The sequence below is a fragment of the Mycobacterium simulans genome (assembly GCF_900232995.1).
Taxonomy (GTDB): domain Bacteria; phylum Actinomycetota; class Actinomycetes; order Mycobacteriales; family Mycobacteriaceae; genus Mycobacterium; species Mycobacterium simulans.
The window spans coordinates 123,458-149,600 of the sequence record NZ_OCVX01000004.1 but is presented as its reverse complement, the minus strand read 5'-3'; the positions used below and the strand labels follow the sequence as shown (position 1 = coordinate 149,600).

Sequence of the window (26,143 nt, the reverse complement as noted above, 5' to 3'; positions counted from 1 at the left end):
CCGAAGGCTGAGCTCAGCGAAGTGGTGAGGCCGCCACGGCCAGCTAGGATCGCACCATAGCTGCGCCCCAGCGTGCGCGCATGATCCCGGCTGCCAGCAAAGGATCGGACAGAGGATTGGTGAGGTATGTCCACAGGTGTCGCCCGGCCGCTCGATGTGTTCACGATCGGGCTGCGGCACCTGCGTAACCGGGAGACCCAGCAGGCCCGGGCGGCGTTCGCGCATGCGACCGAGGGCGACCCGACGATGTGCGACGCTTGGCTGGGTCGGATGGCCGCCGGAGAGCAAACCGTGGAGGTCGCCGCCGGCGCCTACAACAACCGCGGCAATTTCGGCGCCGCGCTTCGGCACGCCCAGATGCGGGTCGATCAGCTGGGCGTCCAGATCACCCTCACGCTGGGCACCATCGCGCTGCGGCTGCCGCTCAACGGCGATTCTGATCTGGCCATCGCATACGCCGTGGCGCTGGCCGAAAGCGACCCGCCGCGGCTGGCCGCGGCCAACGAGGTCATCGAGCGCCAGTTGCGCCGCTCCACCTCGTCGGCCTTTGAGCTGGACATGCTCGACTACGTGCGCCTGGGCCTGCTCGGCTTGGCGCGGCGCTGGCCCGATGTGCTCAGCTTCGAAAACTCCCAGCAGTGGCGCTCCGACCGTCCCGACCTGGTGAAGTTCCTCAACGCCGGGATGCTGGTCTGGAAGGTCTGGGCGCTGATCGGCACAGGAAATCCGGTGGAGGCACAGCGATTTGCCGAGAGCGGTCTCGAATCACAAGGCTTGCCAACCGATATGCACGCCAAGCTCCGGCTGGCGCGCGGATACGCGCTGCGGGCACAGGGCCGACGGGACGAGGCAATGACCGCGTTTCGCGAACTCAAGGCGTGGATTGCCTCACCGGAAGTGGACGCGGCGATTGCCGACCCGGACAAGATGGTCGACATCGTGACCGCCGAATCATTGGCTACCCGGACCGACATCTGGGATCCCGAGTCGGGCCAAACCGCGGCTGCGCTGGAAACCGCGGAACGCGACCGCTCCAGAGAAGTGGTACGCGACGAGGCAATGACGTTGCTGGGCAAGCAAATTGGCATGGAGAGCGTCAAGAACCAGATCCGGCGTCTGGAAGCGAAGGTGGCCATGGACCAAAAGCGCGCCGAGATGGGCGTGGGCAGCAAGAAGGAGCTGGCGCTGTCCTATATCTTCGTCGGCCCACCCGGCACCGGGAAGACCACGATGGCGCGAGTGCTCGCGAAGCTGTTCTTCGGGCTCGGCCTCATAGCGCGCCCGGACGTGGTGGAGGCGTCACGACCCCAGTTCGTCGACGAATATCTGGGCAAGACGGCGCAGAAGACCAACGCTGTGCTCGACAAGGCGTTGGGCGGACTGCTGTTCATCGACGAGGCGTATTCGCTGTATGCCCGCGGCTATTCCGATGGCGACGCTTATGGCGAAGAGGCGATCAACACCTTGTTGGCGCGGCTGGAAAACGAGCGCAAAGCCGCCGACCCGAACAAGAAGCTGGCCGTGGTCATCGCCGGCTATGAGGCGGACATCGACCGGCTGCTGTCGATGAACGAAGGTTTGGCGGGCCGGTTCACCACCCGGATCAGGTTCGAGTCCTACAGCCCAGCGGACCTGGTCAAAATCGCCGATCTGATCGCCATCGAAGAGGACGCGCTCTACTCGGCACCGGCCCAGGATCTGCTGCTTTCCCACCTGTCCAAGCTGGCCGAGACCCAAATTGCCGACACCGACTCCGGCGGACGGCCCCGGATGGTCCCCGCCCTGGACAAGGCCGGCAACGCACGGTTTGTCCGCACCATCACCGAAAAGGCCGCCGAGTACCGCGATTATCGGCTCAATACCTCCGGGGCGACGCCGACCAAAGAGGCGCTGGTGACGCTGGAGCCGAGCGATGTCGATGAGGCGTTCCGCGAAGTCTGTGTGACACAACGGGTTCCGTTTGACTGAACTAATGGGGGATTGGGGTAGTGGCTGAGTTAGCAGGTCCGGAACACCGGCGTCGCCGGCGTGGATTCCGGATGACCGCCAAATATCAGGTCAGCGGTCTGCGCTTTCTCTACCGGCGGATGGCGCACGCCCTGGTTCGTCGGGACACTCGGATGATCGATGATCCCCAGCGAGCCCAGGCCGCGCCCTTGATCCTGGGATTGCTGTTGGCGCTCATCATGGCCGTCGGCACTGTCGTTTGGGGTCTGTTCTCCCCGGCCGGGCTGGTGAGCAATGCGCGGATCGTGGTCGACAGGGACACCGGCGCCATGTATGTGCGGATCGGGCCCCGGCTCGATCCGGTCACCAACCTCACCTCCGCACGGCTCATCCTGGGCTCTCCTGACAACCCCGTGCGGGCCAGTGCGGCCGAGATCGCCAAATACCCACACGGCTCGCTGGTGGGCATCGTCGGAGCCCCCACAGACATCCGCGACAGCACCGATCCATCGTCGATCTGGACGGTATGTGACACCACGATGACCGGCGCCGCGGTCCCGCTGGACCCGGTGTCGGGCCTGCCGACGACCGCGATGTCACCGGTGACCACCACCGTGATCGGCGGAAAGCTGTCCAAAAGCAATGACATCACCAAGCTTTCGCACAATCAGGCCCGCTTGGTCAGTTATGACAAGCGAACCTGGCTGATCTACCCGCGCCCGGACGGTGAAGTCGTTCGCTCTACCGTCGAGCTCACCAACTCGGTTGTGGCCGATGCGCTTGGGCTGCGGGCGTCGGATCTGATCCTGCCGATCTCGCAGGGCCTGTTTAACGCTATCCCGGCCGAGCCGCCACTGGTGGCGCCGCCGATCGCCGACGTTGGCACACCGCCGAAATTCCCGACCAGCCGCCCGCTAACGGTGGGCACCATCCTGAACGTGCGTGAGCTGTCCGGGGCCACAAAGTATTACGTCGCGTTGTCCGACGGCGTGCAGGAAGTCGGGCTGGTCCCCGCAACCATGATCCGGGCCGCCAATACCCAGGTAGGAACCAAGCCGGTCGAGATCGGGCCCGATGAGCTGGCGTCGCTACCCAAGTCGCGCCAACTCGAGGTCTCGTATTACCCCGCGGCGCAAGTGCAATTGGTATCGGCCGCTCACGAACCGGTGACCTGCTGGTCGTGGTCGCGGGTCGGCGAGGAACCCACCGCGCGCACCGAGGTCATGGTAGGTCGGACGCTGCCATTGACCGGCAAGCAGGACGCGACGCTGACCACGCTGGTGTCGGCGCCCACGTCGAAGGGATTGACCGCCGATCGCGTCTACATGCCCTCGGGCGGCGGCCGTTTCGTTCAGATCACCGGCGCGGCAACCGATTCCAAGAACCGGGAAAGCTACTTCTGGATCGCTGACAACGGTGTGCGGTTCGGGTTGGACACCACGGATTCCAAGAGTGGGGACACGACGCTGTCGGCGTTGAATCTGCGTCACCCGGTGCCCGCGCCTTGGGTGGTGGTGTCGCTGTTTGCCCCGGGACCGACGCTGTCGCAACGCGATGCCCGGATCCGCCATGACGGCGTCCCGGCCGATCGTACCGTCGCCGGCATCGACGACAAGGAGATGAAGTAGTGCGCATTAGCTTCTTGCGTCCGGCCAATCCGGTGCCGCCGCCCCGAATTATCCGGGACGAAATCGAAGTTCCGCCACCGAAAGAGATTGAACAGGGCGAGCCCGCTTCGCGGATCCGCACGGTGGGCCTGCCGATTCTGATGGTCGTGTTGGTGGCCGGGATGGTTGCGTTGATGATTCGTTCCGGGCGCGCGTTTAGCCCGCTGATGATCCTATTCCCGTTGATGATGCTTGGGGGCGTGGGCGGGATGGCGTTTGGCCAGCGTGGCGGCACCGGTACCTCGCGTGCTCAGGTGCTGGAGGACCGCAAGGCGGCCACCCGCGGGCTCGGGATGATCCGGGAGAAGGTGTTCGACCGCGGCCTGAGCATGCATGCTGGCCTGCAAAGTTCCTATCCCGACCCGCAGATGCTGGCCAGTCGCATTGGCGGCGAACGCATGTGGGAAGTGGTGCCGACCGGTGATGGGTTCACCGCCCTGCGCTACGGGCTCGGGGACGTCGAACTCGCCGCGCGAATCGTTGCGCCGGAAGCGCCGCCGGGGGAGTTCCTCGAGCCGGTGAGCTGGGTGTCCACCGTGCGCTTTCTGCGCCACCACTCCACCGTGTCGTCGATGCCGGTGGTGGTGACCGCCGCCCGCTTTCCGGTCATCGGCTTCACCGGTGACCGCGACATCACGCTGGGGATGGTGCGCTCAATGCTGTTGCAGGCCGCCGTCACCCACGGCCCCGACAACCTGGCGATGGTGGTGCTCACCGACGATCCCGACGCGCCGGCATGGAGCTGGATGAAGTGGCTGCCGCACACCCAGCATCCCTACGAGCTGGATCGGCTGGGCAGCGTCCGGATGATGTACCGCGACTGGTCGACGTTGCAGACCAGCCTTGGTGGCGACGAGGGCGACCCCGATGACCCGAACAAGGTCATCGACTTCACGATGAACTTCAACCCCGACCCCGAATTCACCACCGACAACTACCGCCATGTGCTGGTAGTGGTGGACTCGGCCGTCACCGACAAGCTCGTCGACTCGGTAATTGCATCGCGCGCCGGCGTGACCTGGCTGCTCGTCGGCCCGCCAGAAAACGCCCTCAACGCCGAGGAAGGCATCACGCTGCGCTGCGACTCCGACGGCAGCGTATGGCGCAGCGAAGCGGATCGACCGCTGGCCGAGCCCGTGAAAGTTGCGGTAGCCGACAATGTTTCGCTCGTTGACGCGCAAACTGTGGCTCGGCAACTGGCCCGCTATGAAGTCGCCACGTTGGCCAACATGGGCCGGCAGGCCAAACAAGCCGAGCGCGGCCGAGACTGGCAGACGCTGATGCGGGTGCGCGACCCCGGCGCATTAGAACCCCTGGACCTGTGGTCGGTCATCAACCGCTACGACGACAAGCGGCGGCTGAAGATCCCGATCGGGTTTCTGCAGAACGGCGACCGTCTTGAACTGGATATCAAACAGGCCGCCGAGGGCGGCACCGGGCCGCACGGGCAGCTGTTAGGCACCACCGGCTCCGGAAAATCGGAGTTCCTACGCAACCTGGTGATCAACGGCTGCGTGACGCACTCCCCAGATGTGCTCAACTGGTTGCTCGTCGACTTCAAGGGCGGCGCCACCTTCAACGGCCTCGATGAGTTGCCCCATGTCAGCGCGGTAATCACCAACATGGAGCAAGAGGCTCACCTGGTCGCGCGGATGAAGGAGATGATCAACGGCGAGATCGACCGCCGCTACCGGATCTTCCGGGAGGCCAAGGAACTCAACCCGCGTTACGACGTCAAGGATCTGCGCGACTACGAGAAGCTACGCGAGCGCGGAGTGGACCTACCGCCACTGCCTTCGCTGTTCGTCGTCATCGACGAGTGGGCCGAACTGCTGCAGATGCATCCCGACTACGGCGAGCTGTTTCGGCGCATCGGCCGAGTCGGGCGATCGGTTGCCCTGCACCTGCTGTATGCCTCGCAGAACCTGGATAACTCCGGGCGTGCCAGCGGTCTGGAAACCAACATCGGCTACAAGGTCGGCCTCAAGACCCAGACGGCGTCGGATTCTCGTGCGCTGCTGGATGGTTCGGATGCGGCCTACCGCCTGTCGGGCAGCCCCGGTCACGGAGTGCTGCGCCCCACGGGCGGGGATCTCATCGGTTTCTATGCCGGCTGGACCGGCGCGGCGTATTTTCCCCCGGTCGTCCCGACGGCGGGCTCCAACGGCCACCGTGGCGGCAATGCGGCGTTGGACCCCAACTTGGTCGAGCCGCGGGCGTTCACCGCGGCGCCGCAGCCGCTTCCAGACACCGGCGCCGATGTCGAGCAGGTCGAGCCGGAGCATACCGAAGAGGAAATCGAAAGCGCACCAACGATATTCACCACGGTGATCGAGCGTCTCAAGAGCGCTCACTTCGCGCCGCCGTACCGGATGTGGCTGCCGCCGCTGGAGGCGACGACGCTGGACACCCTTGAGCCGGAGTTGCGGGATTGGCAGGTTCCGAGCAACGAATCAATCGCCAATCTTGTTGTGCCGTTTGGGTTGTTCGATAATCCACTCCGGCACGAGCAGCCGAAGTGGCTGCTCGATGCCGAGAAGAACCTGTTGATCCTCGGCGGCAGCGGTGCGGGTAAATCCACCGCCGTGAAGACCCTGGTGTGCTCGCTGGCGCTGGCCAACACCCCCGAGCAGGTCCAGATGTACATCGTCGACTACGCCGGCGGCGGTTTGAGCCCGCTGGCTGACCTGCCCCATGTCGGGGCGGTGGTGACCCGCTCCGATCCCGACGCGATCAATCGGATCTTGATGCAGATGGGCACGCTGTTGACCGCCCGCGAGCGGCTATTCCGCGAGAACCGCATCACCATCGACGAATACCGGGAGGCCCGCACCAACCCGGATTGTCCGTTCCTGCAACAGGATCCCTATGGTGATGTCTTCGTCATCATCGACGGGTGGGACGCCGCCGTCGCGCAAGACCAGGTGTTGCAGTTCCGCGGCGGCGAAGTTGAGGCGCTGCTGGTCGGTGCCCGCAACTACGGGCTGCACTTCGTGCTCACCACGGCGCGGGTCGTGGAGATGCGCGGGATCGAGCCCAACATGAACACCGTCATCGAGCTGCACAACGAGACCGAACTGTCCCGGGTGGGCTCGCAACTGGCCAAGCAGCGGCGCAAGGAACCCGGGCACGCGATCACTACGGGATCGGAGTTCCAGGGACTGGTGTCGCTACCGCGGATCGATTCCGTCGCGGACCCTGCGACGGTTCCGGCGGGTATGACGGATCTGGTCGAAATGATCGCCGAGCGGTTCGCCGCGCGCGGCGCCGAACGACTCCGGACATTGCCGACTTCGCTAACCCGGGATCAGCTGGGCGCGATGGTGGTTGCCGCCGACGAGGCCGCGGCGGCCGACCCGCGCCAGTCCCAGCTCGCCGAAAAGAGACGGCTGCGGATCGCGTTGGGCGTGCGGGAGGACACGCTGGGCCCGGCCTACGCCGAGATGTATCGCGAGCCACACCTGCTGATCCTCGGCGAAGCCAAGAGCGGCAAGAGCGAACTGATCGGAACCGTCTGCGACAGCATCGGCCGCCGCTTCGCGACCAAAGACGACGCGGTAATCGTGCTGATCGATCCGCGGCGGCGCCATCTGGGCCGGGTAGACCTGAAAAACGTCTTCGCGCACATCCATCGCGAGGACGAGATTCAGCCCACCAACGAGGCGCTGTATCGGGAGCTGAACCTGGCCGAGCGGGAGGTGCCCGCGGATCTGGACGCCGAGACCCGCGCCGCGCGGTCGTGGTGGAGGGGTCCGGAGATCTTCTTCGTCGTCGACGACTACCACCTGGCCGTGGATCTTCGCTCGGCGGTACAGCCGGTGATGCACGCCATGGCGCCGTGGCTGCAAAACGAGCCGCTGGCCCGTGGCTTTCATTTCGTGCTGGCCCGCAGCTCCGAGGAGCTTTACCTGGCCACCAGCCGGGACCCACTGATCAAGCGGATGTTGCAGGATCGGGTGCCGACGGTGTTGCTATCGGCCGACAAGTTTGACGGTCAAATCGGTGACACAAAGTTCGAACGGTTCCCGTTCCCAGGCCGGGCCCGCTACATCGAAGCGTCGCTGGCGCGCAAGAACCGGATCCAAGCCGCCTGGTCGGGCGTCCGCGACAGCCACGAGACGGACTTCGAAGATTAAGAGGTCATCGAACGGGCCGCGGTTTGCATCGTTCATCAGACGGCGACGATGACCAAACGTTGGTGAACGCCGATGAAATCAGTTTCGTTGCGGGTAATGAGCGGGATGTCCAGCGCAACTGCTACCGCCGCAATGAGTAGATCGAACCGGCGCGGCTTCGGGCTTCGGCCACCGGCTCGCACTGTGGCGCACAAGGCTCCATAGATTCGCGCAGCTTGGGCGTCGAACGGTATCGGATCGAAGGTATTGATGATCCATTGATAGCGCTGTTCGCGTCCCGCGGTGTGGATTGGATCTGCGGTGTGCAAGCCGTACGACAGCTCGGCGAGCGTGATAGTGCTGACCGCGGCGGCGGATGCGCGCGCGGCGACGGCACTAGCCGGGTGAGCACGGCGGCGGCGTTGCCGCCGGTGAGTTGGTAGGCCAGCAGCCCCAGGGCCACCGGCGCGAGGCCGGTCCCGAACAGGGCTACCACCTGCGCCGCAAACAGATGCCGATAGTCGCGGTACCCGAACAACGACCTGCCGATTCCTTTCTTGATTTCGGAGGACCCCGGGGTGTGGCCTTGACCGCAAGGTCAGTGCGTGATGCCCTGTTGCGGTAGTTGGCTCGGCCGGGACGGCGGTGAGCTCGGCGCAGCTCGTGCGAGCCGATGTGGCTTTAGTTCTGGGCCTTTCGGGCGGACTGTTCGCTAAGCGAACGCATCGGCGCATCGGTGTGGTAATGGGGCGGGATTCGGTGCCCGGCGCGCTCAGCGCGTCTCCATCGCCATAGGACGTAGCGGCTCTGACCTCACCCTCGAAACGGCCGACGCCGTCATCACCCGCGACGACCTCGCCACGCTGCCCGCCGCGCCCGCAGCGTCGTGACCGCCAATCTGACCATCGCCGCCACCTTTATCGCCGTACTGGTCACCTGGGATCTCGTGGGCCACCTACGCCTGCCGCTGGGCGTCGCCGATCACGAAGGCTCCACACTCCTCGTCGGCGTCAACGGTCTACGCCTGCTACGCGACACCGCCTGGCCCAATGCCCGCGGCAGTCGACGTCGACTGGTTCACTGAAGCTCGGGCGTCTAGCCGAGGAAGTGGCGGCCGATCGGATCTGAGTAGATGGCACGTAATAACGAACGGAGGACTGGTCGTCGGTTGGGTTTTGGCTGGTTGGCTCTCCCGTATGCAGAAAGTTAAGTCATGCAGGCGTTGCCGCCGGTGCGGGCGCTGCCGGTAGGCGGATGGTCACTTCCGCTCCACCACCGGGATGATTGCGGATCGTCGCGGTGCCGTGATTGCGGCGAGTCAGGGTGTCGACTATGGCTAGGCCGAGTCCGGTGCCCCCGGCGGTGCGGGCGGTGTCGGCTCGTGTGAATCGCTCGAAGGCACGGGGCAGGAAGACGGGGTCAAACCCGGGGCCGCGGTCGTGGACGCGCATTTCGACGATGTCGGGGTCGGCGGGCTGGGCGCGGATGGTGATTGGCGGTGTGCCATGTCGGGCCGCGTTCTCGATGAGGTTAGCGATGATTCGATCCAGGTCGTCGGGGGCGGCGCGGACATGCACTGGACTTGGGCAATCAATAATGAGCTGGTCGCCGAGGGTGGGGCGGTAGCGGTCGGCGGTGGCGTCGAGATGTCTTTTCACCTCGATGGTTGGTGGCTGAGCCGGGCCGCTGGCGTCGGCGACGGTCAGCAGGTCTCGGGCGAGCCGTGACAACCGTGTGGTTTCGTCGAGTGCTGAGCGCAGCGCTGCGATCAGCTCGCGGTTGGTGCGGGGGCGGCGTAGGGCGAGTTCGAGTTCGGTGGTTAACAGGCTCAGCGGGGTACGTAATTCGTGGCCGGCATCGGTGACGAATTGCCGTTCGCGTTGCAGCGCGGCGCGCAGTCGGTCCAGCAACTGGTTGAATGTGGTTCCCAAGCGGTCGATTTCGTCGCGGGCGGGCCCAACCGGTAGTCGGGCCTCGGTGTCGGTGGCGCTGATTGTGGCGGCGCGTGCACGCATGCGTTCAACCGGACTCAGGGCAGCCGCGGCAAGTAGATAGGCGCCGACGGCTGCGGCGAGTAACACGATCGGAGTGCCGACGGTCAGTTCGGTGCGCAGGTCGGCGACGGCGGCGTCGCGGTCGGCGAGGCTTTGGGCCACGACGACGACGCGCCCGCCAGGTACTGAGGCCGCGGCAATCCTGACCGGCCCCTGCAGGTTGGCCATCCGCGGGTGGTCAACGACGAGTTGGCGCCCTCGGGTGGTGTCGAGTTCTGTGGGCGAGAGTGCGGCTTGGCCGGCAAGGGTCGGGGTTGAGGCCAGGACCTGCCCGTCGGTCGCGATGACCTGTTGGCCGGTGTCGGGATCGCCACCAGCTAGCAGCGGTGTGGCGGTGGCGGCCAGCGGACCCAGCGCGACCAGTTGGGCCGTCAGCGATTCGGTGATCGAGTTGTCCAGTGATTGGCGGGTATGGGCGATCGTGGCGTTGGCTACAGCGAGCAGGACCAGTGCCATCACGGCGGTGAAGGCGGCGGTGAGGCGGATTCGGATCGGCCAGCGCCGCATCATCGAGTGGTGTCCTTCGGTGTGCCGCCGTCGCTGCGCAGCCGGTAGCCCACGCCGCGGACGGTTTCGATGGAACGCACCGCAAACGGGCGGTCGATCTTGTCGCGCAGCGCACGGATGTGCACGTCAACGACATTGGACCGCGATTCGAAGGCGAAGTCCCAGCAGTGCTCAAGCACCAGCTCGCGGGTCAAGACCGCGCCGGGCCGGCGCATCAGCTGTTCGAGCAGCCCGAATTCCTTAGTGGTCAAGGCGATCTCGACCTCGCCTCGCCAACACCGGCGGCTGGCCGGGTCGGCGCGCAGGCCGCCGACGGTTAGCACGGTGGGGCGTGGTGTGGGTCCGCGGCGAATCAGCGAGCGCAGCCTGGCGAACAGCTCATCGAGATGAAACGGTTTGGTGAGGTAGTCATCGGCGCCGCCGTCCAGACCGGCCACCCGGTCGGCGACCGCGCCGCGCGCGGTCAGCATCAACACCGGCACCCAGATCTGCTGGCGGCGCCAGTTGGTGCACACTTCGAAACCCGACACGCCGGGCAGCATGACATCGAGAATGACCGCGTCGTAGTCGCCGCCGACCACGACGTCATAGCCCGACGCGCCGTCCGAGGCGACGTCGACGGCATACCCTTCCTCGACCAGGCTACGGCGAAGCAGCCGGGCCATCTTCGGCTCGTCTTCGACCACAAGCACCCGCACCTCGCTACCACCCTTCCGCGGTCGATGGGGCTAGCACCAGACCACACCCATCATGGCCCCATACCGGGTAAGGCAGGTGTAGTCGGCGATGATGAAGCCACGATGAGGACGCGCGGGATCGCCGCGTCGCGACCCGCCGAAGATCGGTCCGCGCCGGCTTCATCGTGGCTTCATGAAGCCGCGATAAACCAAGACCGAACCCACTCCTGGCCGCCCGCAGAGCTACGAACGGAGCAATGTCCCCATGGTCTGGATGCACACCAGCGCGAACCGCGCTGTCGTGGCAATATCCGCAGTCGCCGCCACGGCACTGGTCGTGCTGGTGGCAAGCTGCAGTCCGGGCGGCCCGGGTGCCAGCGATCAGCATGGCAGTAATTCGCACTCGCCGCTCACCACGACCGAGGCTGACTGGAAGCCAGTAGCAGAAGCCCTGGGGCGCACCGGCAAGCTGGGGGACAACAACACCGCGTATCGGGTGGCGTTGCCACGCAACGATCTTCACATCACCACCGACAACGTCGCCGTCAAGCCCGGACTGTCGCTGGGCGGGTATGCCGGGTTCGCGCGCTACGACAACAACGAGACCCTGTTGATGGGCGACTTGGTGATCACCGAGACCGAGTTGCCCAGGGTGACCGACGCGTTGCAGGCACACGGCATCGCCCAGACCGCGCTGCACAAGCATCTGCTGCAGCAATCGCCGCCGGTGTGGTGGACTCACATTCACGGCATGGGCGACGCCACCCAGCTGGCCCAGGGATTGAGGGCCGCGCTGGATGCCACCTCGATCGGCCCGGCTGCCCCACCACCGGCGCAGCAGCCATCCGTCGACATCGACGTCGTCGGGGTGCAGCAGGCGTTGGGCCGCAACGGAACCACCGATGGCGGGTTGCTGAAATACAGCATCGCCCGCAAGGACACCATCGTCGAGGACGGACACGTGCTGCCCGCGGTGTCGTTGAACCTGACGACCGTGGTCAACTTCCAACCGGTCGGGGGCGGCAGGGCCGCGATCAACGGGGACTTCATCATGACCGACCCCGAGGTGCAGAACGTCATCCAGGCGCTACGCGCCGGCAATATCCAGATTGTGGAGTTGCATAACCACGGGCTCACCGAGCAGCCCCGGCTGTTTTACCTTCACTTCTGGAGCGTCGACGACGCCGTCACTCTTGCCAAAGCATTGCGCCCTGCGCTAGACGCGACCAACCTGCAACCGGCGTAACCGCGTTGCGCGCCCCGAAAACCCCTTTGTCGCGTTCGCGTGCGTGAGCGCCAGCCCCGGGTCCTGGCATTCGCGGGGTGCCGGCGTCCTCCTGGGGCCGCTGACCTTGGAACGCGATTCGGCGCGCTGGCTGATGCTGGTTGGCCGGTGTGGGCGCGCTGCTGGTCGACCGTTCCCCGTATTGGAGTCCCCGCGTATTGCAGCTGGTTAGGTGATGGGCAGGTGGGCGAGTGCGGCCGCACCGCCCAGCAGCGCGCAGATGCCAAGCGCGCGTAGCACCGACCACTTCAGTGCGAAGATCAGCACCGCCGCGATGACGGCGATGACCGCGGCGACGGGCCTCCAGCTGGCTAGCACCGGTAGTTGCAGGTCGATCGGCCCCCACATGAGACGGGTGGTGGCGGCGAACAGGGTGTGCACCGCGAAGTAGATGGCGAGGTTGGCGATCACCCCGACCACTGCGGCGGTGATCCCGGTTAGCGCCGCCGACAGGCCCTGATTGTGGCGCAGCCGCTCAATGTAGGGTGCGCCGAGGAACACGAAGACAAAGCACGGCACGAAGGTGACCCAGGTGGTCAACAGCGCCCCCACCGTCGCGGCAACCCAGGGATCCAGGCTGCCGGGGTGGCGGTAGGCGCCCACGAAGGCCACGAACTGCACCACCATGATCAGCGGGCCCGGTGTGGTTTCGGCCAGCGCCAGCCCGCGTACCATATCCCCGGGCGCGAGCCAGTGGAACACCTCGACCGCGCGTTGAGCGACATAGGCCAGCACGGCGTAGGCGCCGCCGAAGGTGACCAGTGCCGCGCCGCTAAAGAACGCGCCCTGAGCGGTGAAGACACTGCCGGTGCCGGTGAACACGACCGCCGCCAACAGCGGCAGACCCCACACCAGCGCGCCCACGGTGAGCACCGTGACCGCACGCCGGTGCGACGGCGCCTCGGCGTGCAACACATCGTCGGGGATCAGCGGTGCGGGCCCGGCATCGCCGTCATCATGGCGAGTTGGTCGATGCAGGGACTGGGGCGCCAACCGGCCCAGCACCCACCCGATCACTGCAGCGGCCAACACGACAATCGGAAATGGCAGCCCGAAGACCGCGAGCGCGAAAAACGAAGCGCCAGCGAGCAACACCAAGGCCGGACCGGCAAGCGCCCGCCTCCCCACTCGCCAGACCGCGTGCGCGACGATGGCCAGCACCGCCGAGGCCAGCCCGGCGAACACCGCCAACACCGCGGTAGTGTCGCCGAACCCGACATAGATCGCCGACAACCCGAGCATCGCCAGCGCCCCCGGAATGACGAACACGGTGCCCGCGGTGATCCCGCCCCGCGTGCCGTTCAGCAACCAGCCGGTATAAATCGCTAGTTGCTGTGCCTCCGGGCCAGGCAGCAGCATGCAGTAGTTCAGCGCATGCAAAAACCGCTTCTGACCGATCCAGCGTTTCTGGTCAACCAGGCTGCGCTGCATCACCGCAATCTGGCCGGCCGGACCGCCGAAGGTTTGCAACGAAATCCAAACCCAGGCCCGCAGCGCCTGGCCAAACGGCACCAGATCTACCTGGCTGCCGCCCGCCTTGGCGGTCCGGTCGGTGCTCACGCCGGATCCCGGCGCAAAAGCAGGCTGCGCCAATAAAACTCGTACAGTCCGGCGAACAGTGCATCGGCGACACTAATCGTCTGCTCGTCGGTTCCGATCATCGACAGGCCCCGCAATGCGGTATCCAGGCCCGCCGCTTCCGGGGCGTCGTGGCGGCCGTCATCGAGATCAGCCTCATGCACAATCTCGGCGATCCGCCACAACACGGGGTTGGTCAAATAGTAACGGCGCAAGATGGTTTCGAACGTGCAGTCGCCGTGATGATGCGACAACTCCACTCCGGGCATGTCAAACGCAATCGCATCGGCCGGCACCTGATCGGGATCGCCGACGAACACGAATACCGCCTCCGGGTCGACAAACCGTCGGATCAGCCACGCACTGACTGCCCTGTCGATATGCACCCCGGCCCGCGTTGCCCACCTCATCGCGCTATCTCCGGCACGTCGACGCCATCCAACTGTTCAGTTGCCTGCGCCAGCGCAACCAATGCCGCGCGGGCGCCCGCGATTTGCGCTATGAGATCGTGTCCCTGCGCCGCGGTGGCTGGCCGCGCCAACCAAACGCCGGCCTGCCCACCCACTTCGCACACTTCCTCAGCAAGCCACGCCAGCTGCTCGCGTGTGCGCACATCAGCCGGCAACGCCGCTACCCTGTCGGCCAACTGTGCCACCCCTAACTCTTTGAGCTTGCGCCACAACGTGATCCGCGGGGTCGACGGCTCCCGCGGCAGCCGATGACTCAACAACACCCACTCGATAGTGGCCGAACCATCCGCACCCACCTATATATACAGTCGCGGGGCCCACCTTTTGGTGTCATCGCGATCGGTCAAACCCGCAACCGTGCCCGTGGCAGTACCAGTGAGCCGGGCAACCACGTCACCTGACGTCCACCACTAGGCGTCAAGCGCTCCGCGTGCACCAGCCATCCAGATCCCGACACATCCTCGTGCACCGATCGAAAGTCGCAGCTCCACAAACACATCGATCAGCGCGGTCACCCGTGAGGGTGTTGCCGCCACCCGTCGCAAGCAAAACCTGACCGGGCCATCGCCGGCTTCATTCGGGCTTCATCATCAGCACCTACCGTCGGCTATGCAACCACGGTTACCCGACGAAGGGACGGATCGATGAACCGCAGAACCAAGATAAGTGTCGGCATTGCCGCCTGCTCGGTGGCGCTCGCCGCCGGGATAGGGGTCGCCGCAGCCGATGACGACGAGACCCCGGTGACCGGGCCCGCCGCAGACCAAGCCCGCGCCGCGGCAAGCCAAGCGGTGCCCGGTGGCAAGGCAGGCGAGGTCGACCAAGAGACCAACGAGGGCGCGGCCTTCTACGGTGTCATGGTCACCAAACCCGATGGCACCGTTGTGGAAGTCCACCTGGACCAGAACTTCCGCGTGCTGGGCACCCTACCCGTCGGCCCGGGCGGCGATGACGACTGACGGCTTTCGATTCTTCTCCGTGTTGAAACCTGTGGTTGCTCTAGGCTGCTACGTTTTGAGACGAAGTCGCTCGATCGGTTGCCCCGAAATCTGCGCTATCAGCTCGTAAAACTTGTCTAGAGCCAAGACCGTGAGCCCGGATATCTCAGCGGTAGCTGCGAGTCGGACGGTGCTGATGCGAACCACGCCACCTCGATGCGATCGATCCATATCTGTGCATCGGGGATTCGGCTAAGCGGGTTGTATGCCGACTTGTCGGTCAACCACGTGGTTACCGCCACGCACCCTCCATCACATCAGGATCGTCGAGATCCTGGGCAGCTTCAGCCGCGCGGCGAAGATCCTCGATCGTGAGCCGCGCGCCTGACCCTGAGGGCGATCGCTCGGCCTCGAAACGGCGCACCAGATACTCGTTGCGGGAGAGTCCATGCGCGGCAGCTTCTGCATCGATACGGGCAACTGCGGCCCGCGACAATCCTCTAATCAATACATCTGGCATGTTTCACCCACCTCAAGCGGATATCAGTGATATCAGCAATTTTGGGGCACCGACGCCGTAGGCCGTCGTATTCGACTGGCATATCGGCAGCTCCAGCGGAGCCCCAGATTCGATCGCAAATCCCGATCCCGGAACGGGCAAGTAACAAGGCGGCCCGTCGAACCTCACAGCTATTCAGCACGAGTTAGCTAAGTTATTCAACACACGTTTGCTCTTATTCAACACGTGTTACTTAGTGGATCCCGCTACCATGGATCTGGCCGAAACGGGTGAGTTGCGGCGACCAGCGTGTACAGTAAATATTTACCAGCAGAGGTAAAAATCGTCGCAGGCGGCAGTGGCCTGTTGCGGCGGTTTGGGGTTGCAAAGGGGTTTGCTAGTGATCACTCATGTTGTACCAGAGGCTTTGCTGGCTGGTGTGGTGGATGTTGTCAGCAACGCCGCCACTACCGCATCGGTGGTAGCCGGCACCGCGCCCGGCACGATCGCGCCACCGGTTGCAGGGACGGATGAGGCTTCGGCGTTGGCATCGCTGAACACCAGCGTGCACGCCGCGGAGTTCCTCGCCACCGCCGCACACGGGACCTTTACGCTGGGCCACTACGCCGGCGCGCTAGGCAACTCTGGCGTGGCCTACGAGGTGGTGGACGACGGCAATGCCGCGATGCTGGCCTAGCTGCTCTCGAAGAACATGACCGAGGTCGGGGGATCCGAGGGCGGCTGTTCGCCGGCCCGCTTCGCTGGGGGCGATCGCTAATGGTGGCAGCGCCCCCGGAGGTGATCACCGGCCGACTGATGTCGGGTGCCGGAGCCGCGCCCATGCTGGAAGCGTCTGCGTCCTTTGCCGCCGCGGCGGCCGCCTACGAGGCCGCCGCCGACCGCTTGGAGGCGCACCTGGCGTGGCTGATGAACGCTTGGCAGTCGCCGACGGCGCTTGCGGTGCTGGCCGCGGTGACACGATATGTCGCCTGGCTGCGGGTCACTCAGGCCCAGCTCGTCGCATCGGCAGGGCGAACCGCCGATCAGGCGGCGGCTTTTACCACCGCCTACACCACGATGGCGCAGATGGCGGAAATCATCGACAACCGAGTCACCACCGCGGTCTTGTACGCCACGAATTTCCTTGGGGTGAACACGATCCCGATCGGCATCCGGGAGGGACAGTACGTCGGGATGACCATTCAGGACATCGTCGTGCAGGAGACCTACCTGGCGGCAACCATCGCTAACACTGCGTTCGAGTCGTTTATCCCGGCGATTCCCATCGTGGTCGGCGCTCCGGTTGTTCCTCCGATGATCGATCAGGCCATCGTCGCCGCCGAACGTGCGGGGGACACCTTGATGCTTGCCGCGGGCAAGGCAGAGTCGGCAGCACAACTGATGAGCCAGATGATGGGCCAAGGCGTCAGCGCCGCGGTGATGGGCGGGCTGTTGAGCAAGGCCGGCGTCCAGCAAGCCGACCCGCGCGACGCGCTGGACCGGTACCGCGACGCGCAATCCCAACAGCAGCAACAGCAGAACGCGACCGACAAGATGGGCAAGCAGCTGATGCAACAAGTCCCGCAGCAGCTGGCCCAGGGCGTCTCGCAGGCTGCCCAGATCCCGCAACAGGCGGTTCAGCTGCTGACTCAGCCGCTGCAGCAGGCCACCCAGCAGGTCCAGCAGTTCGGATCTCAGATCGGTCAGCTGATGTCGCAGGTATCGCCCGAACATCGGGTCGATTCGCCGGGGTTTTTCGACACCCAGCCGTCTTCGCCGACGCTGGATCGATTGGCCGGCAGCAACATTGGTGCCCCGGCACTGACCGCTGCGATACGAGTCCCCACTCTGGGTGGACTGTCCGCGGCCTCGACCGGATTCCGTTTTCCCAGTGGCTGGGACGGGGCAGTACCACCAACCGCGCCCGTTTCCCCGGTTGGGTTGGCGACGCGGCCGCTCGGTGCTGGCATAGCCCCGCTCCATCCGATGCACCGTTCCCAGCAAGACGAAGAAGAAAAGGTCACCCGTCCCGCGCCGGAACTGACTCCGGTTTGGGGCGCCGAGCCTCCCGAACTACAGACGGTGTCTGCCGGGGAGCTGGTCAACGAACGGCAGGAGGCGATATGAGCTTCGTGCCGAAAACACGCTTGCACTCAGCGCTATTCGGAGTGCGCCATGCCGGCTTGGCGTGGAAGTCCAGGAATGGCGATTCACCCCTGAAATCACAAGATTGGAGAGGCTGATGGCGACAACAGCCGGCATGCCGTTCTCGATGGATACGGCCAATCATCTCGCCCAGACCCAAGGATTCATGGGCCTGGTCGATGAGACCCGCGGCAACAACCAGCGGCTGCTCGCGGCGGCGGACACCTTCCAAACCGTCAATCAAGGCCACATGGCTGCCTCGGCCCAGATGGTGCTGGCCGACGTGCATTCCACCGCCGTGCAGAACAACGAGGTCCTCAACGGGATCACCACCGGTCTGCAGACGAGCTACCAGATGACCGACGGCCAGGAAGCCACCAACGCCGCCAGTGTGATGCACGCCGGAGCAGCGCTCGGCACGTCGATCTACACCTAACAGACCAACCTTCAAAGGAGATCCATCATGGCCGACATCCTCTACAACTACGCCGGCATGGAAGCATGCATCGGGGAGATGACCCAGATCCACGCGACCGCGGTGGCACTGAAGATGACCGGCATTGCCCATCGGGAGTCGCTGCGCGGCACCTGGACTGGTAATGCGCACATGTCGTTCGACGACGCTTTTCAGCGCTACCTCAATGTCAACGAGCGTGTCGAGGAAGCCTCACAACGCGTCATCCAAGCGCTGAGCACCGGCACCTCCGACATGCAGGCCTGCGAAATGCAGCAGTGCCAAGTGTTCTGAGGCAAAAGTCCGGTCGCGCAGACGATTTGGGCGCACCAAGGCGATCCGACATGCTGGCCGCGGCGCACCTCAGCGTCGACGGGGTGTTGTTCCTCAAGCGGTTGCTGGGAATCGAAAGTCTGCCCGTGGTGCTGGCCCTGCTTGACAACGTCTATTACGCGGCCGACCAGGCCGTGGTTGACGACCACACCGTCCCGGTTTTGGTAGACAACGGCCTGCTGTCGCCCGACGGAACCGTGGAGCCGTCGTTGCATAAGTGGCTGTGGGTCCTTGAGCGGCCCGAGGTCGATGTGTCGTTGCGTGCCGTGGAAGGCGACCGGATGCGCCGGGCCGTGGTGGCTCGTCGCGGCGATGATCACGTGCTGGCGCTGCGCCGTAACGACGAGGTCGTTATTCAAGGCGTGTGGTCGCATGGGCAGTCCGTCGACGAAGTGATGTGCGCGCCCCTGTGGGCAGCACTGCGCGTCAGTCGGGATGAGCTCGCTCCGCCGCCGGCAGACCTGGAGTCGGTGACGCTGCCGTGGGCAGAGGTTCAAGAACTGGCAATGTGCCCGCCCGGGCAGAATCTGCGCTGGCTGCGCGACCACGGTGTCAACCATGCTGCCGCCAAGATCCTCAATGAAATGTCGACGTATTCGGGGCAGCGCGCCGAGCTTGTCAACCACCAGGACCAGGGGATCATCACGTTTGAAACGCCGGCCGGTGTCGGTGTTGCTGACACGTCCGCGGGACGGGTTGTGTCAGCGGTACGCCGGCAAGGCAGTCAGTTGTACGTGACCTTCGGGCCCGGGACCTACGCACGGTTTCGTGCCGCGATGACCGACCTGGTCGAATTGACACCGGCAAAGAACTGGTTCGCTGCGCGACCGCGGCCAAATTGAGGAACAGGAGTAGGTTAGTGGCGGAATTTCGGGTTGGCGAGCAGACGCAAAATCCCCCGAAAACCGCGCGTTTCGGGGGCCTTTGCGTCTGCTCGCGCTGCTGGCCGGGGAAGGGTATGACCGAGTGACCGACGATCTCGATTTCGCGAATGGACGGCACCAGCTGGCCAGGGGTAACGCGTCCGGTGACGCCCAGACGCAAGAGACCCAACCGGCGGAGGAGAGTGCACCGCCGCCTTCGCTGGTGCCCGCCGACCAGCCTCCGCAGCCGGCACCACCTTTGCCGGGTCCCCCCGCGGGGCCCCTGACTGCGGCGGCTCCGCCGCCCGGGCAGCGGGAAACCGTTGCACAGCGAATTCCCCAGCCCACCCTGGCACCGGGTTCGCCGTGGGGTCCTCCGCAGCACCAGGCACCCCAGTGGGGGCCGCCGTCCGGACCCATCCCGCAGCAGGCGGCGCACTCGGGTCCCCAAGACAGCGGCCAGGTGGCCGTGCCTCGCGGAGCACCACAAGCCGATCCGGCATCGACGCGAAATGAGAGCGCGTCACGTAGTAGCGCGGCTGTGGAGACCCGCATGCAGGCCCCCGTCCCCGGATCGCGGCCCGACGCCGCACCCGAAGGTGACCAGTACCGGCGGCCCGCCGCCCCGATCCAAGCCGCCGCCACCGGTATCCGTCAGGAACTGATCAAGGTGGCCACCGAAGAACGCTCGCCGCGCGCCAACACTGGCTGGCGCGGAGCGCTCAACCACCTGGGCCTCGGACTGGCTCCCGGCGCAAAGGAATTGGCGCACCGCGAGGTGCTGCGTCGCATTCGGGCTAGCAAGCAAAAGATGTATTCCATTGCGGTGCTGACCCTTAAGGGTGGTGCCGGCAAGACCACGGTGACCTCGGCGCTGGGGCAGGTGTTCGCCGCGGTCCGCGGAGACGGCGTCATGGCGGTCGACGCCGATCCCTCGTCCGGCGATCTGCCGATGCGCACCGCACCGCACCCGGAGAACCTGTCTATGGTCGATCTGATTCAGGAAGAAGATCTCACCCAGCGCGATTTCGTGATGCGCTTCCTGTCGACTACCGACACCGATCTGCAAGTGCTGGCCAACGGATGGCGCGCCGACGACGACCGGGTGCTCGAACCCGACGATATCCGCGATGTCCATGAAATAGCCTCGCATTACTACAGCCTGCTACTGTGGGACGGCGACACCAACCTGCATTCGCCGCTGGTGCGTGAGGTGCTGTCGAAGTCTGACGCGGTGGCGCTGTTGGTGCAGGCCTCGCCACAAGGGGCGGTCGCGGCCGGCAACGCCATCGACTGGCTGCGGTTCCACGGGTTTGAGGGGCTGCTGGCCCGCACGGTGCTCGTGGTCAACGAATCCACCAGCAAGACAAGGGTCAATATGGACTCACTGCTGACGGTGCTGCGACGTCAGCAACTCAAGATTCACCGCATCCCGTTTGACAAACACCTCGACGAGGGTCTGGTGGTGGACCTGGCAAAGTTGCGCAAGAAGACATTGCGCGCCTTCGAAGAGTTGGCGGCGATGCTGGCCGACGACTTCACCGTCCCGCAACCGCCGGCGGCGGTGCCCGCTTGAGCTAATCAGAAGAGCTAAACCAGAAGAGGGACAACCGATGTCAGTGGTATTGCCCGCCGCGCCGCTGCCGGCCGAGCCGGCCCCGGACTCCGGCTCTGGGAATGGATCTGCGACCGCGGTACCAGAGCAGCTACGGCTGTGCATCCATGTGGCCAACTACTTCGTCGACACCTCGGTGTCGGCGCACGCGCCGCTGTCGGTGGTAATGGAAGGGCTGGTGCCGTTCCTGGTCGATACCCTCCGAAACGAAGGTCTGGCAATCGAATTCGATCGCGCGGCGGTGTATTCGCTGGCCGTTGAAGGTGGGATGGCGTTCCCGCGGACGACCACGCTGGCCGATGCGGGGGTGCTGGACGGCGCCCGGCTGATTCTGCGGGAAGTGCACTCCAACGAGGTGTTTCGGCCGATCATCGAGGATTCGGCCGACGCGATGGCCGAGTTTAACGCCGCGAAATTCCCGTCGTTTAGCCCCGGCACCGCACGGGTGCTGGGTCTGGTCGCGCTGATAGCCGGTTCGATGCTGCTGGCGGTGCTGAGCATCGTGGCGTGGTGGGCGACATCGAGCATCGCGTGGTGGCTGCCCCCGACCGCCGCGCTTACGTTGATTGTGGTGTCGGGGGCGGTGATCGCGGGGCGGCGCGGGGCGACTCAGATCAGCTACACCTTGGGGCTGGCCGCGCTGCCACTGGCGCTGGCCGCCGGCTGGGTGGCCGTTCCCGCCTATGACGGTGTCGATGGGCATTGGACGGCGGCCAATATCTGCGCCGGCATCTTTACCGCCGGCGGCGTGTCGCTGATTGTGTTGTGGCTGACCGGGATTGGCATTGCCGCTCATACCGCGGTGGTCGCCCTTTCGGTTGCGGGTGCCGCGGCGGCCGCGGTGCGTGTCTACACCGGGTTCGACGGACGCCAGATTGCTGCAGTAGCGGTGCTCGTGGGCGCCATCTTGATCGCCTCCGCGCAGGCGATGGCGCTGGGTCTGGCACGGGTCCGGCCACCGAGCCTGCCGCCGCCGGGGGAGGACATCGACCGCAGCGAACTCGAGGAAGCGGCCCTGGTCGTCGAGGTGTTCGATGACCCCAGCGGGGTGCGCTCGGTAGCGTTGGCCGAAAGTGAAGACGCCCAACTGGAGCGGCGGTCCCGAGCCTCCAACAAATACCTGACCGGTCTGTTCATCGCCGCGGTGATCGTCACCGCGGTCGGTGCCGTGGCCGCGGTGTACCCGCAAACCCACTACTTCTACGGCGAAGTCGCGCTGGCGATTATCACCACGCTGGTACTGGCGTTGCGGGGGCGTTCGCTGACCGACCGTGTCCAGGCGGCGACGTTCTTCCTGGGCGCTTTCGCCGTGGCGGCCGGACTGGCGATCACCGTGGTGCTGGGGACGCACAATCCGGTGGCGCAACTCAGCGTGTTGGGAGGGGCCGCCCTGGCCGTGGTGCTGGCGGCGCTGGCCGGATTGCGGATACCGGGCGCCAAAATCTCCGAACTGACGGCGCGCCGCACGGAGAACCTGGAGTTCTTGCTGATCTTGGCCGGACCACCGTTGGTGGTCTGGATAACCGGCACCTTCGCGGCCCTGCGGAACCTGTTCTGACGCAATGAAAATTCTGACGTTCGCGCGCGGGGCTGCGGTGCTGGCCACGGTCGCCGCCACGGTCGCGGTGACCCCAGTGGGCACCGCTGTTGCGGTGCCACCGCCCGAGCCGGATATCGGCGCCGCACCGCCGGACGGCCCGCCGAGCCCCGATGTGTCGATGCGCAAGAACGGGGCCTGCGTCGTCGGTGGCGTTTTGCCCAACTCGGATCTGTCCAAGCCGCCGCCGCCGTCGGTGTCACTGCAGCTCGACAAGGCGCATACCTTCTCGACTGGCGCCGGCGTGATGGTCGCCGTCATCGACACCGGGGTGCGACCGCAACCGCGGCTGCCCGGCATGATCCCCGGCGGCGATTACGTCGAGCCCGCCGGCAACGGCTTCGACGATTGCGACGGGCATGGCACCATTGTGGCCGGAATCATCGGCGCCGCACCGGCTTCCACCGATGGGCTGATCGGAGTCGCCCCCAACGCACAGATCCTGGCGATCCGGCAGACCTCGGCGGCTTACATCCCCGATGCCGGCTCGGCCAACCCCGACGATCCCACGGCGTCGCGGACCGCCGGTGACATCCGCACGCTGGCAAGGGCTATCGTGCACGCGGCCAATCTCGGTGCCCGAGTGATCAACGTGTCCGTGGTGTCGTGCGTGAAGGCGACCACTCCGATCGAGCAGGCGACGCTGGGCGGTGCGCTGAAGTACGCCGTCGATGTCAAAGACGCCGTCGTGGTCGCCGCCGCGGGCAACATCAACGGAATCGACGCCGGAGCCGGTCAGCAGAACAACTGCCGGGCCAACCCGGATGTCGATCCCGCGCATCCCGAAGATCCCCGAAACTGGGGTGGCGTGACGTCAATTTCGACTCCATCCTGGTTTGACGACCAGGTGCTGTCGGTGGGATTCGTGTCGCCCGATGGCGTTCGCGCGCAGAACTCGATGTCTGGGCCGTGGATCGACGTCGCCGCTCCAGGATCCGGCATCGTGTCGCTGAGTTCCACCGGGGACACCGTGATTAACGGGGTACCCGGCAGTGACGGCCCACTCGTGCCCATAGCTGGCACCTCCTTCGCCTCGGCGTACGTGTCGGGTCTGGCGGCGCTACTGCGGTCTCGATTTCCGAACCTGACAGCCCACCAAGTCATTACCCGCATCATCACCACCGCACACGCGCCCGCGCGGGGCGTCGACAACGTGGTCGGTCGCGGCATGATCGACCCCGTCGCCGCGCTCACCTACGACGTGCCGATCGAGGGCCAACCCGCCGCGACGGTGCAGGCGGCCCAACTGGCAATGCCGCCACCTCCGCGCCCGCGCGATCTCAAGCCGAAGTACGGCGCGGCCATCGTAATGGGAACCGTTGTGGCGGTGCTCATCGTGGTGGGTGTGGTGGTCGCCGCCACGGGTGCCCGCCGACCGGGACGGCCGCGATGACCCGCCGCGGCCGGGTGCAGGCGCACCGTACCGGTTGGCTGCGCGTCGGCCCGCCATCGGCATTGGTGTTCACCGTCGTCGTGTGCGCATTGGTACCCACCACCACCGGGCCGAACGGGGCTGGGCTACTCCTTTGGTCGTCAGTGCTTATCGGCCTGGCGGCGTTTGTCGCGCTGTTCGTTCCGATCCGGGGCCGGGTGTTGTTGGTCGAGTGGATCGCGGTGGTGCTGGCGTTCTGGCGGCGCCGCAAGCGTCCGCTGGTCGACGAACTACCGGCGGCGACGGACGTCAACGTCATCGCGGGCGCCGCCGGCGTGCGCTGGGACGGCTACATGGTGGTGTCGGCCGTCGAAATCACTGCTGCTCCGGCGCTGACCTATGAAGCCGCCGGTCGAGCGGTGACCGACAGCGCATTGTCTTTGGATCTGGTGGTCTCGCTGATGCGCCACTACGACCTCAACATTGACATCGATATCGTGTCGACCGGACGCCATGTGCCGTCGGGATCGGCCTATCGCACGGTGTACTCCGAAATCGTCGGTCCACGACCGGTAATCGGGCAGCGACGCACCTGGCTGATATTGCGCCTGGACGCCAAAGAAAATCTCACCGACATCGTCGCCCGCGGCCCCTCGGGTCGCGCGGCGCCCAAGGCGTTGGTGTCGGCCACCCATCGGGTGGTGCAACGCTTGCAGCAGGAGCGGATCCGTGCCTGCGCGCTGTCCGCCGAAGACCTCGATGAACTCACCGCGATCCTACTCAAACCCATTGGTGCCGTGGGCAATCGCGAGCGCTGGGGCACCGTGGAATCCGGTCCCAACTACATCAGCACCTATGTCGGCGATCCCGCCACTCTCAATTCCGAGCAGCTGGACCGGTGGTGGTCGTGGCGCACCGAAGACGCGGTTGTCATGCTGCGGCTGTCGGGCATGGGTACCGGCGATGTCAAGGTCGGTTCGGTGGTGCGGTACGTGACCCATGGCAAGGCCTACCGGCCGCTGCCCGGGTCGAATCTCGCACTGCCCACCGGTGTTCAACGGCTGATGCTGGCGGCCCCACTTCCGGGAGGCGACCGTAGCTTCGAAGTCGCGCTGCCCGCGATCAGCGTCTCCGAGCTCGACGAACTCAGGATTCCGATCGGACCGTCCGGACAACTGCTTGGCCAGTCGGACGACGGAAGGATGGTGGCTGTGCCGCTCTGGGACCAGAGCGGACAACCGCAGCGGCGCCGGATTGAAGCGCGGGTCAGTGTTGAGCTTGCGCAGCAGCTGATCTTGCGAGCGGTGGTGACCGGCGCAGTGGTGTGCATCCACACCAGCTCGAGGACGCGCTGGGACAATCTGGTGGCCGCCATCGGCGACAGTGCGCGGTTGTTTTATGCCACCGCGGGCGCGTTTGCCTGTGATATCGCCGTGTTCGACGGACGTCCCGTCACGACCGTGCCGGCGCGAACGGTGATGCGATTGCACGAGCCGGCCAACCAGATGGTCACCGCAGCAATTGGCGGCGCGGATGTGACCATGGTGGAGGTTGACGACAAGGCCATAGAGATCACCGTCGGATCTGGAGAGCCGGAGCAGGTGCGAATTATCCGTAGCCGCGAAGAAGACCGCTATCTGGGACACGGTGAACCCGAAGCGATTCCGCGCCGATCGCTGTCCACCGAGCCCACCTTGACCCGCACCGCACGGCAGCCCCAGTCACCGATTCGGGAGCCGGCGCCGATCGCCGCTACGGCACCGCCGGCGGCCGCAGCTGCCGACGCTGGGCAGCTGACGGTCGCGAGTGGCAGTCCCCGTCATCGCAATATCGCAGGGCCACAACGGGTTGCGCGTGCGCCGCGGCCCGAGCCGGCCGACGGTCAGTCGCGGCCGCAGCGTCCGCGCCGGCAATTCAATCTGCCGCAGGATTCGCCGCCGGCGCCGCCCGACGGCCAGTCCAATCCCGTGCCGCCGAATCCGGAACGCCGGGTTCGATGGCCCGGCCGCGAGTAGTCAGCGCACAAC

Annotated in this window: 21 protein-coding genes and 2 pseudogenes; 15 read left to right on the top strand and 8 right to left on the bottom strand. The window is 65.6% G+C overall.

The features are described from left to right. Positions 1-126 precede the first annotated feature (126 nt). From MSIMFI_RS16930 to eccCa, 3 genes are all read left to right on the top strand, one after another. Entirely contained in the window at positions 127-1,968 is a 1,842-nt protein-coding gene (locus MSIMFI_RS16930) for an AAA family ATPase (protein ID WP_191498332.1), read from the top strand. A 71-nt stretch (positions 1,969-2,039) separates the two neighbouring features. After that, positions 2,040-3,575, top strand: a complete 1,536-nt coding sequence (gene eccB, locus MSIMFI_RS16925) for a type VII secretion protein EccB (protein WP_191498331.1) — start codon at positions 2,040-2,042, stop codon at positions 3,573-3,575. Further along, positions 3,575-7,750, top strand: coding sequence for a type VII secretion protein EccCa (eccCa, locus tag MSIMFI_RS16920; RefSeq protein WP_191498330.1), 4,176 nt, complete (start codon positions 3,575-3,577; stop codon positions 7,748-7,750). The genes eccB and eccCa overlap by 1 nt, the downstream gene beginning before the upstream one ends. Before the next feature lie 35 nt (positions 7,751-7,785). On the opposite strand, the gene MSIMFI_RS16915 is transcribed toward eccCa, so the two are convergent. Both MSIMFI_RS16915 and MSIMFI_RS16910 read right to left on the bottom strand, forming a co-directional pair. Beyond that, positions 7,786-8,085, bottom strand: coding sequence for a PIN domain-containing protein (locus tag MSIMFI_RS16915; protein WP_191498573.1), 300 nt, complete (start codon positions 8,083-8,085; stop codon positions 7,786-7,788). A gap of 50 nt (positions 8,086-8,135) precedes the next feature. After that, a pseudogene (locus MSIMFI_RS16910) lies at positions 8,136-8,279 on the bottom strand (MFS transporter); the annotation flags it as partial. Between the two features lie 211 nt (positions 8,280-8,490). Between MSIMFI_RS16910 and MSIMFI_RS16905 the strand changes: the two are divergent. Then, positions 8,491-8,813 (top strand): annotated as a pseudogene (locus MSIMFI_RS16905) (heavy metal translocating P-type ATPase); the annotation flags it as partial. A gap of 127 nt (positions 8,814-8,940) precedes the next feature. Here MSIMFI_RS16905 and MSIMFI_RS29305 read toward each other — a convergent pair. Together MSIMFI_RS29305 and MSIMFI_RS16895 are read right to left on the bottom strand one after the other, a co-directional pair. After that, on the bottom strand, positions 8,941-10,293 hold the full coding sequence (locus MSIMFI_RS29305) for a sensor histidine kinase (protein WP_191498329.1): 1,353 nt from the start codon (positions 10,291-10,293) through the stop codon (positions 8,941-8,943). After that, positions 10,290-10,988, bottom strand: a complete 699-nt coding sequence (locus tag MSIMFI_RS16895; RefSeq protein ID WP_191498328.1) for a response regulator transcription factor — start codon at positions 10,986-10,988, stop codon at positions 10,290-10,292. The genes MSIMFI_RS29305 and MSIMFI_RS16895 overlap by 4 nt, the downstream gene beginning before the upstream one ends. A 253-nt stretch (positions 10,989-11,241) precedes the next feature. Here MSIMFI_RS16895 and MSIMFI_RS16890 point away from each other — a divergent pair, with 253 nt between their 5' ends. Then, positions 11,242-12,213: a DUF1259 domain-containing protein gene (locus MSIMFI_RS16890; RefSeq protein WP_191498327.1), complete on the top strand. Its 972-nt coding sequence runs from the start codon at positions 11,242-11,244 to the stop codon at positions 12,211-12,213. Between the two features lie 207 nt (positions 12,214-12,420). Here MSIMFI_RS16890 and chrA read toward each other — a convergent pair whose 3' ends face one another. From chrA to MSIMFI_RS28285, 3 genes are read right to left on the bottom strand one after another with little or no spacing between them, the layout of a single operon-like run. Beyond that, positions 12,421-13,812, bottom strand: a complete 1,392-nt coding sequence (gene chrA / locus MSIMFI_RS16885; protein WP_191498326.1) for a chromate efflux transporter — start codon at positions 13,810-13,812, stop codon at positions 12,421-12,423. After that, complete coding sequence (locus tag MSIMFI_RS16880; RefSeq protein ID WP_191498325.1) at positions 13,809-14,240, bottom strand: chromate resistance protein ChrB domain-containing protein; 432 nt, start codon at positions 14,238-14,240, stop codon at positions 13,809-13,811. The genes chrA and MSIMFI_RS16880 overlap by 4 nt, the downstream gene beginning before the upstream one ends. Beyond that, a complete protein-coding gene (locus MSIMFI_RS28285) occupies positions 14,237-14,563 on the bottom strand; it encodes a Chromate resistance protein ChrB (RefSeq protein WP_224770297.1) in 327 nt (108 codons plus the stop codon). Before MSIMFI_RS28285 ends, MSIMFI_RS16880 begins: the two co-directional genes overlap by 4 nt. Before the next feature lie 381 nt (positions 14,564-14,944). Between MSIMFI_RS28285 and MSIMFI_RS16870 the strand changes: the two genes are divergently transcribed. Further along, on the top strand, positions 14,945-15,259 hold the full coding sequence (locus MSIMFI_RS16870; RefSeq protein ID WP_191498609.1) for a PepSY domain-containing protein: 315 nt from the start codon (positions 14,945-14,947) through the stop codon (positions 15,257-15,259). A 271-nt stretch (positions 15,260-15,530) separates the two neighbouring features. Here the strand turns inward: MSIMFI_RS16870 and vapB are convergent, their stop codons facing one another. Next, positions 15,531-15,758, bottom strand: a complete 228-nt coding sequence (gene vapB, locus MSIMFI_RS16865; RefSeq protein ID WP_191498324.1) for a type II toxin-antitoxin system VapB family antitoxin — start codon at positions 15,756-15,758, stop codon at positions 15,531-15,533. 379 nt (positions 15,759-16,137) lie between these two features. On the opposite strand from vapB, the gene MSIMFI_RS16860 reads away from it, so the two are divergent. The 9 genes from MSIMFI_RS16860 to eccE all read left to right on the top strand — a co-directional run bounded on the left by MSIMFI_RS16860 (position 16,138) and on the right by eccE (position 26,131). Next, a complete protein-coding gene (locus MSIMFI_RS16860) occupies positions 16,138-16,434 on the top strand; it encodes a PE domain-containing protein (RefSeq protein WP_186243489.1) in 297 nt (98 codons plus the stop codon). A gap of 80 nt (positions 16,435-16,514) precedes the next feature. Continuing rightward, entirely contained in the window at positions 16,515-17,864 is a 1,350-nt protein-coding gene (locus MSIMFI_RS16855; RefSeq protein WP_191498323.1) for a PPE family protein, read from the top strand. A gap of 115 nt (positions 17,865-17,979) precedes the next feature. After that, the gene (locus tag MSIMFI_RS16850) at positions 17,980-18,318 is read left to right on the top strand and encodes a hypothetical protein (protein WP_186243487.1); all 339 of its coding nucleotides are present in this window, start codon (positions 17,980-17,982) and stop codon (positions 18,316-18,318) included. A 27-nt stretch (positions 18,319-18,345) separates the two neighbouring features. After that, complete coding sequence (locus MSIMFI_RS16845) at positions 18,346-18,630, top strand: WXG100 family type VII secretion target (RefSeq protein ID WP_085250506.1); 285 nt, start codon at positions 18,346-18,348, stop codon at positions 18,628-18,630. A 50-nt stretch (positions 18,631-18,680) separates the two neighbouring features. Next, the gene (locus tag MSIMFI_RS16840) at positions 18,681-19,511 is read left to right on the top strand and encodes an ESX secretion-associated protein EspG (RefSeq protein WP_191498322.1); all 831 of its coding nucleotides are present in this window, start codon (positions 18,681-18,683) and stop codon (positions 19,509-19,511) included. A gap of 124 nt (positions 19,512-19,635) precedes the next feature. Then, positions 19,636-21,108, top strand: coding sequence for a nucleotide-binding protein (locus MSIMFI_RS16835; protein WP_191498321.1), 1,473 nt, complete (start codon positions 19,636-19,638; stop codon positions 21,106-21,108). A 37-nt stretch (positions 21,109-21,145) separates the two neighbouring features. Next, positions 21,146-22,705: a type VII secretion integral membrane protein EccD gene (eccD, locus tag MSIMFI_RS16830; protein WP_191498320.1), complete on the top strand. Its 1,560-nt coding sequence runs from the start codon at positions 21,146-21,148 to the stop codon at positions 22,703-22,705. A gap of 4 nt (positions 22,706-22,709) precedes the next feature. Continuing rightward, on the top strand, positions 22,710-24,137 hold the full coding sequence (gene mycP, locus MSIMFI_RS16825; RefSeq protein WP_191498319.1) for a type VII secretion-associated serine protease mycosin: 1,428 nt from the start codon (positions 22,710-22,712) through the stop codon (positions 24,135-24,137). Further along, a complete protein-coding gene (gene eccE, locus MSIMFI_RS16820; RefSeq protein WP_191498318.1) occupies positions 24,134-26,131 on the top strand; it encodes a type VII secretion protein EccE in 1,998 nt (665 codons plus the stop codon). Before mycP ends, eccE begins: the two co-directional genes overlap by 4 nt. The last annotated feature ends 12 nt before the right edge of the window (positions 26,132-26,143 follow it).

Coding starts and splice junctions, on each gene's coding strand:
- MSIMFI_RS16850 (WP_186243487.1), top strand. CDS start 17,980: ATGGCGACAACAGCCGGCATGCCGTTCTCGATGGATACGGCCAATCAT.
- MSIMFI_RS16880 (WP_191498325.1), bottom strand. CDS start 14,240: ATGAGGTGGGCAACGCGGGCCGGGGTGCATATCGACAGGGCAGTCAGT.
- mycP (WP_191498319.1), top strand. CDS start 22,710: ATGAAAATTCTGACGTTCGCGCGCGGGGCTGCGGTGCTGGCCACGGTC.
- eccD (WP_191498320.1), top strand. CDS start 21,146: ATGTCAGTGGTATTGCCCGCCGCGCCGCTGCCGGCCGAGCCGGCCCCG.
- MSIMFI_RS29305 (WP_191498329.1), bottom strand. CDS start 10,293: ATGATGCGGCGCTGGCCGATCCGAATCCGCCTCACCGCCGCCTTCACC.
- MSIMFI_RS16845 (WP_085250506.1), top strand. CDS start 18,346: ATGGCCGACATCCTCTACAACTACGCCGGCATGGAAGCATGCATCGGG.
- vapB (WP_191498324.1), bottom strand. CDS start 15,758: ATGCCAGATGTATTGATTAGAGGATTGTCGCGGGCCGCAGTTGCCCGT.
- eccE (WP_191498318.1), top strand. CDS start 24,134: ATGACCCGCCGCGGCCGGGTGCAGGCGCACCGTACCGGTTGGCTGCGC.
- MSIMFI_RS16870 (WP_191498609.1), top strand. CDS start 14,945: ATGAACCGCAGAACCAAGATAAGTGTCGGCATTGCCGCCTGCTCGGTG.
- eccB (WP_191498331.1), top strand. CDS start 2,040: ATGACCGCCAAATATCAGGTCAGCGGTCTGCGCTTTCTCTACCGGCGG.
- MSIMFI_RS16840 (WP_191498322.1), top strand. CDS start 18,681: ATGCTGGCCGCGGCGCACCTCAGCGTCGACGGGGTGTTGTTCCTCAAG.
- MSIMFI_RS16930 (WP_191498332.1), top strand. CDS start 127: ATGTCCACAGGTGTCGCCCGGCCGCTCGATGTGTTCACGATCGGGCTG.
- MSIMFI_RS16855 (WP_191498323.1), top strand. CDS start 16,515: ATGGTGGCAGCGCCCCCGGAGGTGATCACCGGCCGACTGATGTCGGGT.
- MSIMFI_RS16890 (WP_191498327.1), top strand. CDS start 11,242: ATGCACACCAGCGCGAACCGCGCTGTCGTGGCAATATCCGCAGTCGCC.